At 64.1% G+C, this 17,114-nt stretch carries 13 protein-coding genes; 9 read left to right on the top strand and 4 right to left on the bottom strand.

Annotation, left to right across the window (positions count from 1 at the left end; all coding sequences use genetic code 11):
• The first annotated feature begins 120 nt into the window (after positions 1–120).
• From AB5I84_RS04370 to AB5I84_RS04350, 5 genes are all read left to right on the top strand, one after another.
• A complete protein-coding gene (locus AB5I84_RS04370) occupies positions 121–762 on the top strand; it encodes a TetR family transcriptional regulator (RefSeq protein ID WP_369454637.1) in 642 nt (213 codons plus the stop codon).
• Between the two features lie 111 nt (positions 763–873).
• Positions 874–1,740 carry a MaoC/PaaZ C-terminal domain-containing protein gene (locus tag AB5I84_RS04365; protein ID WP_369454636.1) on the top strand — a complete coding sequence of 289 codons (867 nt, stop codon included), beginning with the start codon at positions 874–876 and terminating at the stop codon, positions 1,738–1,740.
• Between the two features lie 244 nt (positions 1,741–1,984).
• On the top strand, positions 1,985–2,845 hold the full coding sequence (locus AB5I84_RS04360; RefSeq protein ID WP_369454635.1) for an MBL fold metallo-hydrolase: 861 nt from the start codon (positions 1,985–1,987) through the stop codon (positions 2,843–2,845).
• 20 nt (positions 2,846–2,865) lie between these two features.
• Positions 2,866–4,551 (top strand): bifunctional protein tyrosine phosphatase family protein/NAD(P)/FAD-dependent oxidoreductase, encoded by a 1,686-nt coding sequence (locus tag AB5I84_RS04355; protein WP_369454634.1) that lies wholly within the window; start codon positions 2,866–2,868, stop codon positions 4,549–4,551.
• Between the two features lie 10 nt (positions 4,552–4,561).
• The gene (locus AB5I84_RS04350) at positions 4,562–6,316 is read left to right on the top strand and encodes a SulP family inorganic anion transporter (protein WP_369454633.1); all 1,755 of its coding nucleotides are present in this window, start codon (positions 4,562–4,564) and stop codon (positions 6,314–6,316) included.
• Positions 6,317–6,492: 176 nt separating this feature from the next.
• Here the strand turns inward: AB5I84_RS04350 and AB5I84_RS04345 are convergent, their stop codons facing one another.
• Together AB5I84_RS04345 and AB5I84_RS04340 are read right to left on the bottom strand one after the other, a co-directional pair.
• Entirely contained in the window at positions 6,493–7,608 is a 1,116-nt protein-coding gene (locus AB5I84_RS04345) for a metallophosphoesterase (RefSeq protein ID WP_369454632.1), read from the bottom strand.
• Positions 7,605–9,299 (bottom strand): alkaline phosphatase D family protein, encoded by a 1,695-nt coding sequence (locus AB5I84_RS04340; protein ID WP_369454631.1) that lies wholly within the window; start codon positions 9,297–9,299, stop codon positions 7,605–7,607. Before AB5I84_RS04340 ends, AB5I84_RS04345 begins: the two co-directional genes overlap by 4 nt.
• A 316-nt stretch (positions 9,300–9,615) precedes the next feature.
• Here AB5I84_RS04340 and AB5I84_RS04335 point away from each other — a divergent pair, with 316 nt between their 5' ends.
• Positions 9,616–10,359, top strand: coding sequence for a hypothetical protein (locus tag AB5I84_RS04335; protein WP_369454630.1), 744 nt, complete (start codon positions 9,616–9,618; stop codon positions 10,357–10,359).
• 60 nt (positions 10,360–10,419) lie between these two features.
• On the opposite strand, the gene AB5I84_RS04330 is transcribed toward AB5I84_RS04335, so the two are convergent.
• On the bottom strand, positions 10,420–11,166 hold the full coding sequence (locus AB5I84_RS04330) for a glutathione S-transferase family protein (RefSeq protein ID WP_369454629.1): 747 nt from the start codon (positions 11,164–11,166) through the stop codon (positions 10,420–10,422).
• A gap of 178 nt (positions 11,167–11,344) precedes the next feature.
• Here AB5I84_RS04330 and ychF point away from each other — a divergent pair, with 178 nt between their 5' ends.
• Both ychF and AB5I84_RS04320 read left to right on the top strand, forming a co-directional pair.
• Positions 11,345–12,436, top strand: coding sequence for a redox-regulated ATPase YchF (gene ychF / locus AB5I84_RS04325; RefSeq protein WP_369454628.1), 1,092 nt, complete (start codon positions 11,345–11,347; stop codon positions 12,434–12,436).
• Positions 12,437–12,651: 215 nt separating this feature from the next.
• A complete protein-coding gene (locus AB5I84_RS04320; RefSeq protein WP_369454627.1) occupies positions 12,652–13,431 on the top strand; it encodes an aminoglycoside adenylyltransferase domain-containing protein in 780 nt (259 codons plus the stop codon).
• 189 nt (positions 13,432–13,620) lie between these two features.
• Here the strand turns inward: AB5I84_RS04320 and AB5I84_RS04315 are convergent, their stop codons facing one another.
• A complete protein-coding gene (locus tag AB5I84_RS04315; protein WP_369454626.1) occupies positions 13,621–15,240 on the bottom strand; it encodes an ABC-F family ATP-binding cassette domain-containing protein in 1,620 nt (539 codons plus the stop codon).
• 316 nt (positions 15,241–15,556) lie between these two features.
• On the opposite strand from AB5I84_RS04315, the gene AB5I84_RS04310 reads away from it, so the two are divergent.
• Positions 15,557–17,017 (top strand): catalase, encoded by a 1,461-nt coding sequence (locus AB5I84_RS04310; protein ID WP_369454625.1) that lies wholly within the window; start codon positions 15,557–15,559, stop codon positions 17,015–17,017.
• Positions 17,018–17,114: the final 97 nt, after the last annotated feature.

Here is a 17,114-nt window from a genome sequence, read left to right as displayed (position 1 = left end):
CCTGTTCACTAAATGATTTTAAAGCTATAAATATCAACATGTTGCAATGTGAACAATGCATTGATGTATGATTCATGGCCTCCCTATATGCATTACTGTGCACACCAAACCGGAACGCCCATGAGCACTACTGCCGAAGCACGCCGAGATCCCCGCCGCGGACGTACCCGCCGCGCCCTGATGGATGCCGCACTGGAACTGGTGGCACAGAAAGAAAGCTTTAGCTCGCTGTCGTTGCGGCTGGTAGCGCGCAAGGCCGGCGTCGTGCCGACCGCGTTCTACCGCCACTTCCCGGACATGGATGCGCTGGGCTTGGCGCTGGTGGACGAATCATTCCGCACCCTGCGCCAAGTGATGCGCGACGTGCGCAGTACCCGCGAACCACTGCCGGACTTGCTGCAGGCGTCGGTGGATGCCTACATGCGCCATGTACTGGAGCAGGCGCCGCATTTCCATTTCGTGGCTAAAGAACGCTTCAGCGGCACCCCGCCAATTCGCTCTGCCATCCGCCAAGAAGTACGACTGTTCACCAGTGAACTGGCCACTGATCTGTCGCGCTTTCCGTTGCTGGCCAAGGTCAGCGCCGAGGACTTGCAGATGATGGCGGCGCTGCTGGTGAACAACATGTCGGCGATCACCGAACAGATCCTCGAACTGCCCGATCAACACCCGGACGAAGCGGCCTACTTGCAGCGCATTACCGTCAAGCAACTGCGGTTGATCCTGCTCGGCGCCAGCGCCTGGCGCAGCCGCCCGCGCTGAGCCCAGAGCGCCGGCCCGCAACCGGCGCGAGGCAATCCGGCCAATCCTGCGGTTTCAACGCCTCCCTATACTGCGCGGCACTGCTCCTGATGCTTGGAAAGGATGTGTCCGATGAGTGCTGCCATTGAAGAGCTGCGCAATGCCCCGGCGATGTTGCCGTTGTTCGCCAAAGCGCTCCTGCGCGCCAATGTGAAGCCGGGCAACAACCCGGTGCTGCCCAATGCGGGCATCCGCCTGCGTGATGTGGTGCTCGATCCCAAGCACCTGCGCACCTACCGCAATGTGTGCGGTTTCCCAGCCGACGGCATGCTGCCGGTGACCTACCCACACTTGCACGCCCACCCGCTGTTCATGTCACTGCTACTGCGCAGCGATTTCCCGTTTGCTGCCATGGGTTTGGTGCACGTGCGCAACCGCATCACCCAGTTCCGCCCGATTGCCGAGCGCGAACAACTCGACATCGAGTGCGGCTTCGGTGAGCTGGTGCGGGTGGCGAAAGGCTACGAATTTTCAATGCTGACCAGCGTCAGCACCGGCGGCGAGCTGGTCTGGGAAAGCGAATCCACCATGTTCCGCCGCGGCGGTGGCACCGGCGTGGAAGAACCGCGCAGTGCACCGAACACCACGCCGGTGACTGACGCCGAAGTGTGGCAGGTGCCTGGCGACATCGGTCGTCGTTACGGCGCCGTATCAGGTGATCGCAACCCCATCCACCTGTACCCACTGAGCGCCAAACTGTTCGGCTTCAAGCGCCAAATCGCCCACGGTATGTGGACCAAAGCGCGCAGCTTGGCCGCTCTCCACGAGCAACTGCCGGTGCAGCCGTTCACCGTCGACGTACAGTTCAAGCTGCCAGTGTTCATCCCGGCCAAGGTGAAGTTTGCCCACACTGCGGTGGCCGACGGCATCGACTTCCGGCTGGTAGCGCAGGACGGCATCAAGCCGCACCTGACCGGCACCCTGCGTCACGCCGACTGATCCACCCCGACCCCGGCCACTGCCGGGGTCGTCGTTTCACCCTGCTTAAATCCCCCTGCTGCCCCCCTCCCCGACTGCTGACGCCATTTGGTCGCGGCACTGCGTCACAGCATATTCATATTTCGTATAAGCATATAACTATAAATTGTGTACCATGTTTTACATCCGGCCCCACTCGGGGCTGCCCATGCTGGAATCCGTGGCGCCCGGCGCCTGCCGCTGCGAGTTGGAGAGGACACCCGTCATGCAACCCGTTGTCACCGCTTTCTTTGATCCCGATACCTTCACCTACAGCTACGTGGTGGCAGACCCATCGTCTAACCGCTGCGCGCTGGTGGACCCGGTGCTGGACTACGACGCCGCCTCCGGCCGCACCGGCCACAGCAGCGCCGAAAAGCTGGTGGCGTTTGTGCATGCACAGCAATTGGAAGTGGAATGGTTGCTGGAAACCCATGTCCACGCCGACCACCTCAGCGCCGCCGCCTGGCTGCGCAAACACTTGGGCGGACGGCTCGCCATCGGCGCGCACATTACTCAGGTGCAGGACACCTTCACCAAGCTGTTCAACCTGGATGACGTGGCCACCGACGGCCGCCAGTTCGACCATCTGCTGCAAGATGGCGAGCCGTTCAAGGTCGGCAACCTCAGCGCTCAAGCACTGCACACGCCGGGCCATACCCCGGCCTGCATGACCTACCTGATCGGCGACGCCGCGTTCGTCGGTGACACCCTGTTCATGCCCGACTACGGCACCGCACGCTGTGATTTCCCCGGCGGTGATGGGCGGGTGCTGTACCGCTCGATCCAGCGGCTGTTCACGTTGCCGGATAGCACCCGCGTATTCCTGTGCCACGACTACAAAGCCCCCGGGCGCGATGAGTTCTGCTGCGAAACCAGCATCGGCGCGCAAAAAGCCGCCAATATCCACGTCCATACCGGCATCAGCGAAGACGAGTTTGTGGCCATGCGCAGCGCCCGCGACGCCACGCTGGGCATGCCGAAACTGATCCTGCCGTCAGTCCAAGTGAACATTCGAGCTGGCGATCTGCCAGCGCCTGAGGACAATGGCAGCCGCTATCTGAAAATTCCCCTCGACGTGTTCTGATTCGCCTGCCAGGAGCCCTCATGCCTACAACAAAAACGCTCACCGCCCAGTTGTCCGTTGCCGCCCAACTGTTGCCTGACGATCTACCGGCACTGGCCGCCGCTGGGATCACCACCCTGATCAACAACCGCCCGGATCAGGAAGCACCCGACCAACCCAGCAGCGCTGACCTGGCGGCGGCGGCCACCGCCGCCGGACTGAGCTATCACTATCTGCCGATCATCCCCGGGCAACTGACCGATGACGCGGTGGCGCAGTTCGCTGCGCTGCTGGCCGCAGCCCATGGCCCGGTGCTGGCGTTCTGCCGTACCGGCACTCGCTCCACCACGCTGTGGGCACTGACGCAAACGCAGCAGCGGCCAGTGACCGAAATTCTGGCCGTGGCGCAGGCGGCCGGTTACGACCTCAGCGCGCTGGCACCGCGCCTGGCCCAGCGCAGCCAAGCAGCGCCCACGGCCAGCGTCAGCGGCGACTACGATGTGGTGGTAGTCGGCGGCGGCGCGGCCGGCTGTGCGGTCAGCGCCAGCCTGTTGCGGCGCCAGCCGGCGCTGCGTATTGCCATCGTGGAACCGGCCAACGAACACTATTACCAGCCGGGCTGGACGCTGGTGGGCGCGGGTGTGTTCGACCCACGCCAGACCGTGCGCGCCATGGCCGACTGCATCCCCAAGGGCGTGACCTGGCTGCGCGGCGCGGTGGCCGAGTGTCTACCGGACGCCCAGCAGGTGCTGCTCGAGGATGGCCAACGCTTCGGCTACCGCGCGCTGGTGGTCTGCCCCGGCTTGGCGCTGGATTGGGACGGTATCGAGGGGCTGCGCACCAGCCTCGGCCAACACGGCGTCACCTCCAACTACTCGTTCCAGCACGCGTCCTACACTTGGCAGCAGGTGCAAGAGCTGCGCAGCGGCAAGGCGCTGTTCACCCAACCACCGATGCCGATCAAGTGCGCCGGCGCGCCGCAGAAAGCGCTTTATTTGTCCTGCGACCATTGGTTGCGCCAGCGCCGTCTGGGCGACATTCAAGTGGACTTCTGCAATGCCGGCGGGGTGCTGTTCGGGGTCGCTGATTTCGTCCCACCGCTGATGGAATACATCCGCAAATACGACGCCCAACTGCATTTCGGCGAAACCTTGGTGGCGGTGGACGGTCCCGGCCGCACCGCACTGCTGCGCTACACCGATGCCGACGGCCAGAGCCAAACCCGCGAACGGCAGTTTGATTTCCTGCACGCGGTGCCGCCCCAGGTGGCGCCAGCGTTCATCCGTTGCAGCCCACTGGCCAACGCCGACGGCTGGGTGGATGTGGACCCACACACATTGGCCCACAACCGCTACGCCAAGGTGTTCAGCCTGGGCGATGTGTGCAGCGCGCCGAACGCCAAAACCGCAGCGGCGGTGCGCAAGCAAGCGCCGGTGGTGGCCGAGAACCTGCTGCGCGCGCTGGCCGGCGAGCCCGCCAGCGCCCACTACGACGGTTACGGCGCCTGCCCGCTGACGGTGGAGCGCGGCAAGGTGGTGTTGGCGGAATTCGGCTACGGCGGCGCCCTGCTGCCCACCTTCCCGCTCGATCCGCGCGTGCCGCGCCGGCTGGCCTGGACGCTGAAAACCCAGGTGATGCCGGCGGTGTATTTCGACCTCATGCTGCGTGGACGCGAATGGTTGGCCGGGCCGCAGGCCCGCCCCGGCGACGCCGTGCCGCAACCCTGAAGGAGAGACCATGCCTGCTCGGCTCGCCCGCTGGCTGCCCTGCCTGACTTGGGCGCACGGGTATAACCGCCACACCGCCGCCAGCGATACGTTGGCGGCGGTGATCGTCACCCTGATGCTGATCCCGCAGAGCCTGGCTTACGCCATGCTTGCCGGCCTGCCGCCGGTGACCGGGCTGTACGCCAGCATCCTGCCGCTGATCGCTTACACGCTGTTCGGCACCAGCCGGGCCCTGGCGGTGGGGCCGGTGGCGGTGGTGTCGCTGATGACCGCCGCGGCACTGACGCCACTGTTCGCACCAGGCAGCGCCGAATACCTCGGTGCCGCCATGCTGCTGGCAATGCTGTCGGGGGCAATACTGCTGGGCATGGCGCTGCTGCGGCTGGGATTTCTGGCTAACTTCCTTAGCCATCCGGTGATCTCTGGGTTCATCAGTGCGTCCGGTCTGCTGATCGCACTGGGCCAGCTCAAGCATGTACTCGGTCTCAATATCAGCGGCGATACCGCCTTGCTGCTGGTGCCGGCGCTGGTGAAAGCGCTGCCCACGGTGCACTGGCCGACGGCCGCCATCGGCCTCAGCAGTCTGGCGTTCCTGTTCGCGGTGCGCAGCCACTTGGCACCGCTGCTGCGTGCACTGGGCATGCCGCACGCGCTGGCCGGCAACCTCGCCCGCCTCGGGCCAGTGCTGGCGCTGATCGGCGCGGTAGCGGCGGTGCAGTGGGGGCAGCTGGTGGACGCCGGCGTTCACGTGGTCGGCGCCATCCCGCAGGGATTGCCGTCGCTGGCCTTACCGGCCTGGGACGCTTCGCTGGCGCTGACGCTGCTGCCGGCGGCGATCCTGATCAGCCTGGTGGGATTCGTGGAATCGGTGTCAGTGGCGCAGACCCTGGCCGCGCGCCACCGTCAACGTATTGATCCCAACCAGGAACTGGTCGCACTCGGCAGCGCCAACGTCGCCGCAGCACTGGGCGGCGGCTTCCCGGTCACCGGCGGCTTTGCCCGTTCGGTAGTGAATTACGATGCCGGCGCCCGCACGCCGCTGGCCGGGGCGCTCACCGCACTCGGCATTACCATCACGGTGCTGTTCTTCACGCCGCTGTTCCACAACCTGCCCCATGCGGTGCTGGCCGCCACTATTATCGTGGCGGTGCTGAGCTTAGTGGACCTGAAAGCACTGGTGCGCACTTGGCGCTACTCGCGCCAGGACGGTCTAGCGATGGCCGGCACCATCGGCGGCGTGCTGCTACTGGGTGTGGAAGCCGGCATTCTGATCGGGGTCGGGCTGTCGCTGCTGCTGTTCCTGTGGCGCACCAGCCAGCCGCACATGGCGGTGGTCGGCCAGATGCCCGGCAGTGAGCATTTCCGCAACATCGCCCGTCACAACGTCATTCAGAGTCCAACCGTGCTGTCAGTGCGGGTGGATGAAAGCCTGTACTTTCCCAACGCCCGCTATCTGGAAGACCAGATTGTGGCGCTGGTGGAGGCCCACCCTGCCACCCGCCACCTGGTGCTGATGTGCTCCGGCGTTAACTTGATTGATGCCAGCGCCCTGACCAGTCTGGAGGCCATCGCCGCCCGCCTCGCCACCGCCGACATCCAACTGCACCTGTCGGAAGTGAAAGGCCCGGTGATGGACCAGCTGCAACGCACTGATTTCCTCAAACAGCTCAATGGCGAGGTGTTCCTGTGCCAATACGATGCGCTGCGCTCGCTGGACCCCGACAGCACCGCCCGGGCGCTGCAGGCCGGACGCGCATCAACCTGAGGCGGCCATTCAAGCGCTGATCGATGTCGTGCCGAATGGTGGCAGGTGCCACAGCAAACACCGCCACCGCAGGCCGGCGCACCGGTACCGCCACTGCCCCCATCGCCCGAAAACGAAAAAACCGCCCCGGCCTATCGGCCGGGGCGGCTTCACTTCAAGCATTTAACGCCTAACAATCAGGCCAGCGCCGGCGCCATGATCGGCTTGGCGCAGACCTGCTCATACGCCAGTTCGTAGTGGCCTTTTTTCGGATCCACGTTGTAGAACTGCACCCACATTTTTTCCTCGTACAGCTCCACCCAGACGAAGCCACACTGGCCGCCCTGCTGGAACCTCACCGGGTTGCGCTTGGCATCCTTGATGCTGTCCGTTTTGGCACCGGCGCCGGTGAGGATAATCTCCGCCGGCCCCAACGCCGGACGCGGCTCCAACCACTGCATATTGTGATCATGGCCGGTGAACAGCATGTCAGCCTGATTGGCAAAGCAGCTTTCAAGGAAGTGCTTGTACTGGCGGCCATCGGCGTTCTTGCCGGTGAACAGCCAACGCAAACCATCATCCAGATTGCCGGCGTTGCCGTGTTTGCCGTTGGACACGTAGGGCACGTGCGACATGGCAATCTTCCAATGCGCACGGCTGCTGTGGACCCACTGTTGCATCAGCTTGCGCTGCGGCTCGCCAAAGTTCTGCCAGGAGTAGGCCGGGTCCGGGTCGTCATAGAAGCTGGTGAGCGGATTGGAATCCACCACGAACAATTCCATGAACGGCTGCTCCGGCGTGCCGCCGAACGCCTGGGTGTAGTAGCGGTCCGGCATGTTCCATTTGCGCGAATAGCGCTGCTCGGAATAGTGGTACTCCACCTGGTAGTCGCCACGCTTGTTGCAGCTGCCACCGCCCAGCGGGGTACAGGCGTTGTCGTGGTTGCCAAGGCAGAGGAAGAACGGCAGGTCGATGTTCTGGTAGGGCAGCTCGAACTTGTCGAGGAAGCCTTTGTCAGCCACCGACGTGGCGCCTTCCTCATACAGGTTGTCACCGGTCACCAGCACGAAATCCGCGCCCTGCGCCGCCATCACCTGTTCCATGGCTTTGGCCACGTAGGTCTGGCCGGCGCCACCGGTGCCGGTATCGCCAATGGCGAGGAAACGCAGCCGGCGCTCACCGCCGAGCATCGGCTGATCACCGCCCGGAGTGGTGCTGCTCCCACTGCTGCCACCACCGCAGGCGCTCAAGGCCGGTACCGCAGCACCGCTGACCAGCAGGTTACGCAGAAAACGACGTCGGTCCATGGTCATGCCACCACCTCCTGATCAAGCAGTCGCGGGGCCAGCGGCGCCGGGTTCGGCAGCGGTGCGCTGGGTTGCTTCACCCGGCTGACGCGGTTGCGGCCGGTGGCGGTCTGGTAGGAGCGGGCAAAGGTTTCTTCGTTGCTGCGCTCCTGCACCGTTTTCAGGTGGAACCAGTCGGCCTGGCAGTGTTCTGGGGTGATGTCGAGCACCACATAGCCACGGTGGAACAGGTCCACCCATTTCAGGTGCGGGTTGGCGGAGTAGAGGAACGCAAACGCCAAGTCGGACAGTCCCTTGGTCGGCGCCGCCGGCGAACTGACCGCCGGCACTACGAATTCCACCGCTTTGGAGCCGTCGCCATTGAACGGGTTGTAGGCAAACAGGTTGCCCGGGTCCGGGCTCAAGTCGAAGGCCCACGAACTGTGGATATCGCCGGTGAGCACCACGGTGTTATCCAGCGCCAGCGCGTCGATGCGGTCGAGTACCGCTTTGCGGCTGTGATAATAGCCATCCCACTGGTCGTAGTTGATCTTGATGCCGCCACCCACATCCCAGTTGGGGTTGTCGATCACCGCGCCCAGCGTTAGGTGCGCCATCATTACTTGCTGACCGAGGATGTGCCAATGGGCGCCGCGGGACTGCGACCGCTCCATCTCATCGAACAGCCAGCGCTCCTGTTCCAGCCCCAACAACGTGCGGTTGGGATCGCGGGTTTCGTGCGGCAAGGTCGCCTGGCGATCGCGGCCGATCAAGCGCGTGTCGAGCATGATCAGGCTCAGCAACTGACCATAGTCGAAGGTGCGGTAGATGCGCACCAAATCATCCGGTAGCACCGCACGAATCGGCATCCACTCGTGGTAAGCGCGCACCGCCGCCCGCTTGCGGTCGGCGTAATCGCCTTGGCCGTTGTTGTGGTTGGCGGCGCCTTCGCGCCAGCTGTTGTCGGCCACCTCGTGGTCATCCCAGACACAGATGAACGGGTGCTGGCGATGGCACTCCTGCAGGTCCATGTCGCCACGGTAGAGCGCGTAACGGCGGCGGTAGTCCTCCAGCGTCACGATCGGGTGCGGCGGATCCAGTGGCCGTTGCGACTTCAGCTTGGCGTCTTCGTACTCGCCCGGGCCGTATTCGTAGATGTAGTCACCAAGGTGGATCACCGCCGACAGGTCCGCGCGCTGCGCCACCTTGCGGTAAGCATTGAAGTAGCCATAGGGGTAGTTGGAGCAGGACACCAGCGCGAAGCGGGCCCGGTCCACCACCGCATCACTCTCCGGGCTGGTACGGGTGCGGCCCAGCGGCGAGTAAAAACCAAGACTGTTGAAGCGGTAGTAATAGGTGGTGTCCGGCTCCGGCAGCAGCGGATCCATCTTGATGGTGAAGTCAGAATCCGAGCGGGCGTAATCAAAACCCTGGTAGATCACGTTGACCATCAGTGGATCGGTGGCCACTTCTACAATCACCGGCACTTCATCCAGCCCTGGCGCGGTCAACCGGGTCCAGAGGATCACTTGGCGCGGCCACGGATCACCGCTGGCCACCCCGTGCTGGAACGGGTTGGGGCCGTCGTAGGCGGGCATGTTCGGCAGCGATGGCTGCGTCAGGTTATTGCCACTGCTGCTTTCGCCCCCGCAGGCCGACAACAGGCCCAGGGACAGGCCGGCCATAGCCGAGCCCTTAATAAAGTCACGACGTTTCACCCGCGACCTCCTTTTTTATGTCGAGAATCAGCGCAACGGAAAATAGGCGCCTTGTTATCGGTCAGGGACGTTTCAATTTAGTGAAAACAAACCCGGCAGGAGGAAATTCTATAGGGGAGTCAACGACTTATAATCGCACGAAAGTACTAGAATTGTTGACGATGCGTAACCCGAAACCGCATTTTCAGCAACGCATTAGCAGCCATCGCAGGTGGCCTTGGCGGCACACGGGTGGATTTGTAACAAGCGCCCGTTACGGCGCGATGACAGTGACCGATCGGGGTACACTGCCGCCACTTTCGGCGGAGATCGGCGCATGGGAATCAGGTGGGTACTGTGGTGGGCAGGATTGTTGCTGCTCACCGGCTGCCAGGGTCCGTTACAGAACTGGACCGATGAAAAACTGGGTTACGGCACGCGGGAAGAAAGACTGACTGGCCTGCTGATCAGCGCCGACCGCAGCCAACTGGTGCTGCTGACTGGCGATGCCGATTATGTGCTCGATATTGATCCAGAACTGGCTGAGCGGCTGCGCAATCCGCCGCGCCCGGAACACATGCGGCTGTCGCGCATGGACGTGGACCGCCGGGGCCGCAGCCACATCACGCTGTCATTGATACCGGTCCAAACGCCGCGGGTGACCAAGACGCTCCACGACACTCCAACCCGCTCGCAGCCAAAACCACCGATGCCGGCCAACGCACTGGCGCGACTGTCGACCGAACTGGTGTTGCCCACGCTGCCGACCAGCTCGGAGCCGGAACCGTCACCGTTGCAGCAACATTTCGAACTCAGCGGGCGCCGCTACCAGAGTAGCGGCGTGCAGGTCCCGGAAGCGTTGGCGCATCCGAGCCATCTGTGGGTGTACCTGGAGCCCGGTCGCGGCCGCGCCGCCACCCGCACTGCCACCAGTCCGGTGCTGGCATTGGCCGACGGCACGCTGATTATCGCCGGCGCCACGCTGATGGTGGTCACCATTACGGCGGTGTGGGCGGTGGGCTGTAGCAGCGCCCATGTGCGAGGCTGGTTCACCGGCAAACCGACACCCGATATCTGCTGAGCGCCGCGTACAGCAACAAAAACGCCGCCCGAAGGCGGCGTTCTTTCAGCGGCGGCGGCGCTAGCGATCCTGCTGGTAACGGCGCAGCACCCACTGCCCGGCCGGCCGACTGCGGAAGGCTTGCAGTTGATTACGGAACGAGGCCGGCAGCGTCGGATCCTGATGCCACCCTTCCCACGGCGTGCCCGGCGCCGCCACCAGTGGTGCCAACAACGCGGCTGCGGTGATGTCCGCCAACGTCAATCGATCACCGACTAGATAGCCGTCGCCCTGCTCCGGCAACCGAGCTTCCAGCGCCGCCAAACCCTGCTCAATACGCTCCAGCGCACGTCGCTGTTCGGTGGGTGTGACGCGGTACAGTAGACGGATGCCGCGCTCCAGCACCGGCCGGTACCAGCGCCGCGCCAGCGCCGGCAGCCGGTATGGCCCCAGCAGCGCCTGCGCCACCGTTTCGCTGCCGAGCACTTCGCCGAACATCCAGCGCCGCACCGCCACACCGAGGCGGTCATATTGCTGCTCCAGCTCGATCACCGTGCGGCGCAGTTCCGCGTCCGCCGGCAATAGCGCTGGTTGCGGATAGTACTTATCGAGGTAGTAGGCAATGCGGGTGGAATCACCGACCCAGCGCTGGCCATCATGCAGCAGCGGCAAAGTGTCGATCGCCGCCCGCACTCGGGTGAACACCCGGTGCGGTCCCGGCAACAGATTGCGTGGCTGGCAAGACAGCCCCTTGAAATCCAGCACCCAACGGGCTTTTTCGCAGTAGTGCGACAACGGAAACTGATACAGCACACGCGCCTGTGACATCTCAAACCACTCACTTACCCAAGCCAGCGCTCAGTCTAATCGGGCGCCCCGCCGGCGCCACGACAAGCGCGCCTGGCGGCCCGGTCGGTGCAGCCAACACCGCGCCGCCAGTGGGCTTCCAGCGGGCCATCCTGTAGCATTGCCGCCTTTGCACGCCTGCCTGACTGGAGTACGCACCATGGGGTTCAAATGTGGCATCGTCGGCTTGCCAAACGTGGGCAAGTCCACCCTCTTCAACGCCCTCACCCAAGCCGGGATCGAAGCGCAGAACTTCCCGTTCTGCACCATCGAGCCGAACACCGGCATGGTGCCGGTTCCGGATGCCCGTCTGGATGCCCTGGCCGCGATCGTGAAACCGGAGCGGGTGCTGCCGGCGACCATGGAGTTTGTTGATATTGCCGGTCTGGTGGCCGGTGCGTCTCAGGGCGAAGGCCTGGGCAACAAGTTCCTCGCCAACATCCGTGAAACCGACGCCATCGCCCACGTGGTGCGCTGCTTCGTGGACGACAACATCATCCACGTCTCCGGCAAGGTCGCGCCGCTGGCGGACATCGAAACCATCAACACTGAACTGGCTCTGGCCGATATGGAGTCGGTGGAAAAGGCCCTATTGCGCGCGCAGAAGTCCGCCAAGGGCCAAGACAAAGACGCCGCCAAACTGGTGGTGGTGCTGGAAAAACTGCTGCCGGCACTGCACGACGGCCGCCCGGCGCGCAGCGTGGCACTGGACGACGACGAGCGCAAAGCGCTGCGCTCGTTCAACCTGCTGACGCTGAAGCCGACCATGTACATCGCCAACGTGGCCGAGGACGGTTTCGAGGACAACCCGCTGCTGGAGGCGGTGCGTGAACTGGCCGCCAGCGAAGGCGCCAACGTGGTGCCGATCTGCGCCAAGATCGAAGCCGACATCGCCGAGCTGGACGATGACGAACGCGCTGAGTTCATGGCGGATCTCGGCATGGACGAACCGGGCCTGAACCGCGTCATCCGCGCCGGCTACCAACTGCTTGGCCTGCAAACCTACTTCACCGCCGGGGTGAAGGAAGTACGCGCTTGGACCATCCGCGTCGGCGACACCGCGCCGAAAGCCGCGGGCGTGATTCACACCGATTTCGAGAAAGGCTTCATCCGCGCCCAGACCATCGCCTACGACGATTTCATCCATTACAAGGGTGAAAGCGGCGCCAAGGAAGCCGGCAAGATGCGCGCGGAAGGCAAAGAGTACGTGGTGAAAGATGGTGATGTGCTGAACTTCCTGTTCAACAACTGAGCCAGATTAGGCCGACCAGCCCACCCAAAAAAAGCCCTGCCCTGCAGGGCTTTTTTACTGCCCCCGCAACGGCATTACCGCCATCGCGGGCAGCTTTTTTACCGTACGCGTTGGCACCTGGCCAGATCGCTACCGACAGGCCGTCACGGTTGAGCCCGCGCGCGCTCCTTGTCAGCATTCGGTAATGGACTCCCATCACCTTGAGGACACTTTCCTTGCCGCAGCCCAACCACTGTGACCACGCGCAACTGCAGTCCGTACTGACGCTGTTGCAATCGCTACTCGGCACGCAACTGCTGGCGGTGTCAGTTCACGGCTCCTGGGTCGCTGGCGGCTTGCAGCGGCACAGTGATATCGATGTTCTGGCCGTCACCCAACAGTCACTGGATCAGCCCCAGCGACGGGCACTCACGGACGCGCTGTTGAAGCTATCGGAGAAGTATCCAGCGCCGACGCCGGGACCGCGCTGCCTAGAGCTGGTGGTCTGTGCGGCGCCGACGCTCGACCACCACAGCTGGCCGACCACGGTCGACTATCTTTACGGCGAGTGGCTGCGTGGGGAGTTTGAGGCTGGCGCTTTGCCGCTGCCGCACCGCGACCCGGAGTACTGTCTGCTGTTGGCGCAAGCGCGCGAGCAATCGCAATCCTTGTACGGCCCGGCACTGGCACAGCTGATCGCGCCCATTCCGGCACACCATCAGCAGCGGGCATTGCGAGAGTTGATCCCGGCGCTCGACGCGGCGCTGCTGGACGACACCCGCAATGTCCTGCTGACCTTGGCGCGCATGGCCTATACCGCCCGCCACCGCGGTTTCATTGCCAAGGACGCTGCCGCGCGCTGGGCCGCCACCACACTGACGCCGGCGCACGCTGCGCTGCTGGAGCAGGCGCGGCGTGAATACCTTGGCGAGTTGGAAGATGACTGGCGCGGACAGGCGCAAGCGGTGACTAACCTGGCCGCCGCATTAGTCGAGCAGGTGCTGGCCGCAGGCTGAACCGTTTAGTAGCCGCTCCAGTGCGTCACTGCGGCGCAGCAATAACGGCGTGCCGCGGCTCCACATCTGCCGCTTACGCGCACGCTGAGTGCATCGGGGAACGGGGGCACACACTGTCGGCACTGCCGACAGCAATCGTTTAGGTGAGCACGAGTCCCCGCGTTGCTTGCGCCTAACAACCTCGCCCCATCAACCCTGCCACGGCTCCCATTGCCAACCTTGCGCGCTCACGCGCAAGCAATCGGTCAGCGCCAAGCGCTGGAGGAAATAGTGGTCATGGGACACCACCACTAAGGCGCCGCGGTAGCCGCGCAACAGCTCTTCTAGCGCCTCCAGTGACGGCAGATCGAGGTGGTTGCTGGGTTCATCGAGCAACAGCAGTTGCGGGGGCGGATCGCTGTACAGCAGGATCGCCAGCGCCGCTTTGAGCCGCTCGCCGCCGCTGAGCTGGCCACTCGGTACCGTGATCCGATCCGCATCCAGCCCAAGCTGCGCCAGGCGCATGCGCAACTCGGCATCGCTGAGCGTAGGCGCCGCGGCTGCCGCCTGGGCCAGCACCGTCTGCGCGGGGTCGAGCAGCGCCAAATGCTGGTCGAGATAATGGCATTCGGCCACCACCCGACACTCACCCGCCAAGGGCTGCAGCTGCCCGGCCAGCACTTTTAACAGCGTCGATTTGCCGCTGCCGTTATCCCCCACCACCGCTATGCGCTGGCCGCCCTGCAGCGTTAGGTCGACCCGGCAGGTGGCAGCTGGCAGATGTGGCAGCTGCACCCGCTCAAGCACCGCCACGTGCCGGCGGCGGTGCTCGGCAACGGCAGGCGGATGCAGGTGAATCGCCTGTTCCGGTAGAACCCGCTGCGCCGCGTCGCGCACCTGCGCATGCAGTTCGCCGTGCTGGCGCTCGAGCTGCAGCTGCAACTTGCCGGCACTGGCTTGGCTGCGCTCCTTCTGCCGATCCAGCAGGATCTTGGCTTGGTTGCCGTGCTTGCCGTGCCGCTCTCCGCGCGCCTCACGCCGCTGCTGGCGTTCCTGCTGTTGGCGCAGCGCGTACTCGCCCTGCTGGCGCTCGCGTTTGAGACGCTCAAGCTCAGCCAATGCCTGCTCGCGCTCGGCGGTTTGCTGCGCGGCATAGAGCGCATAGCCACCGCCATAGCTGCGCAGACCAACGGCGGACAGTTCCACCGTGCGCGCCATGCCCGCCAGCAAGGCACGGTCATGACTGACCACCACCAACCCACGCGGCCATTGCTGCAATTGCGCGATCAATGCCGCGCGATGGCGGGCATCCAGATGGTTGCTGGGTTCATCCAGAATCAGGAAATCGGCGTCTGACAACATGGCGCCGGCCAGACTCACACGCATCGCCTCACCGCCGCTGAGGCGGGCGACGGGGGTGGCGGCGTCAAGATGGCCAAGGCCAGCGCTCTCCAGCGCCCGCTGCAGTCGCTGGGCCATGTCCCAGCGGTCGCCGATGCAGTCGAAATCGTCCGCCGCGCAGCCCCCGGCTTCGATGCGAGCCAACGCTGCCAGCACCGGTGCTGCCCCAGCCAGATCAGCCACCCGCGCGCCGGCGGCCGGCATCACCTGCTGGGCCAGGTAATGCACCGGGCCGGAGCGCAGGCAGCGCCCGGCGCTGGGCGCCAAACGGCCGGCCAACACCTGCGCCAGCAGCGTCTTGCCCACGCCGTTGCGACCGACCAACCCGGTGGGCCGAGCGTCAAAGGTTTCGTTGAGATTAGAAAACACCACCCGACCATCGGGCAGCGACAGCGAGACGCCTTCCAGCGTCAGGAAACGAGAGGTCATCACAGGACTCCGACCGTGCCAAGTTCGCGCCCTGCACGCAGGGCATGGAACGTGCCGTCAGCGACGGCGGCGTCGGGTATCACATGTAGGCGGCACCTCTGGGGAATGGATCATCGAGCGCTAATTCTAATGTGCGGGCCCGGCGCAGAGAAAGTACCGGCATGCTGATCCCCTCAGCAGCGCCATTTCAAACAACAGAAAAAACTATCGAATCGCTTCAATTAACTGATTGGAGCTATGACTGCTGCCGACCTATTCTTTGTTCCGTCCCCCGATATCCCGGCATTGATGCCCACCGCCCCAAGGAGAGAACGCCATGAGCAACAAGCCCAAACTCACCACCGCCGCCGGCGCCCCGGTTGCTGACAACCAAGACGTGATGACCGCCGGCCCGCGTGGCCCGATGCTGCTGGAAGACGTCTGGTTCCTGGAAAAGCTCGCCCACTTCGACCGCGAAGTGATCCCCGAGCGCCGCATGCACGCCAAGGGCTCCGGTGCCTTCGGTGAGCTGGTGATCACCCACGACATCAGCCAATACACCAAGGCCAAAGTGTTCGCCGAGGTTGGCAAAAAAACGCCCATGTTCGCGCGTTTCTCCACTGTGGCCGGCGAGCGTGGCGCGGCGGATGCCGAGCGTGACATCCGCGGCGCGGCGCTGAAGTTCTACACCGAGCAGGGCAACTGGGATCTGGTCGGCAATAACACGCCGGTGTTCTTCTTCCGCGATCCGCTCAAGTTCCCGGACCTGAACCACGCGGTGAAACGCGACCCGCGCACCAATATGCGCAGCCCCAACAACAACTGGGATTTCTGGACCAGCCTGCCGGAGGCGCTGCACCAGGTGACCTACATCATGGGCGATCGGGGCATTCCTGACGGCTATCGCCACATGCACCTGTTCGGCTCGCACACTTACAGCTTTATCAGCGCCGACAACCAGCGTTTCTGGGTGAAGTTCCACTTCAAAACTCAGCAGGGCATCAAGAACCTGACCGACCAGCAAGCGGCCGCCATCGTTGCCGACGACCGCGAAAGCTCACAGCGCGATCTGTACGAAGCGATTGAAAAAGGCGACTTCCCGCGCTGGACGCTGTACGTGCAAATCATGCCGGAGACCGAGGCCGCTGATTACCGCTTCCATCCGTTCGATCTGACCAAGGTATGGTCGAAGAAGGACTATCCGCTGATCGAAGTCGGTTACATCGAACTCAACCGCAACCCGGATAACTATTTCCAAGACGTGGAGCAAGCGGCCTTCACCCCGGCCAACGTGGTGCCCGGCATCAGCTTCTCGCCGGACCGCATGTTGCAGGGCCGCCTGTTCTCCTACGGCGACGCTCAGCGCTACCGGCTTGGCGTCAACCACCACCAGATCCCGGTGAACGCACCGCGCTGCCCGTTCCACAGCTACCACCGCGACGGCGCCATGCGGGTGGACGGCAACCACGGCAGCCGCCTGCATTACGAACCGAACACCTACGGTGAGTGGCAGGAGCAACCGGACTTCCGCGAGCCGCCGATGGCGCTGGAGGGCGTCGCAGGGCGTCATGATTTCCGTGCCGACGATGACGATTACTTCACCCAGCCCGGCACCCTATTCCGGCTGATGCCGGCGGATGCGCAGCAGCGGCTGTTCGACAACACCGCCCGCGCCATCAAGGGCGCTGAACGCCACATCCTGACCCGCCATATTAGCCACTGCTACAAGGCGGACCCGGCCTACGGAGAAGGCGTGGCCAAGGCGCTCGGCATCCCGATGTCGGACGTGGAGCTGTAAGTCCGGCCCGACCCAAAAGCCCGCAGTCTACTGCGGGCTTTTTTATAGGTCGCCGTGGTCAATCCGACGGCGCCGGCGCCGCACTGACCCTAGCCGG

It is taken from the genome of Alcanivorax sp. REN37 (assembly GCF_041102775.1).
Lineage (GTDB): Bacteria > Pseudomonadota > Gammaproteobacteria > Pseudomonadales > Alcanivoracaceae > Isoalcanivorax > Isoalcanivorax beigongshangi.
The sequence above is the reverse complement of the archived record's forward strand: the minus strand, read 5'-3'. Positions and strand labels throughout refer to the sequence as shown.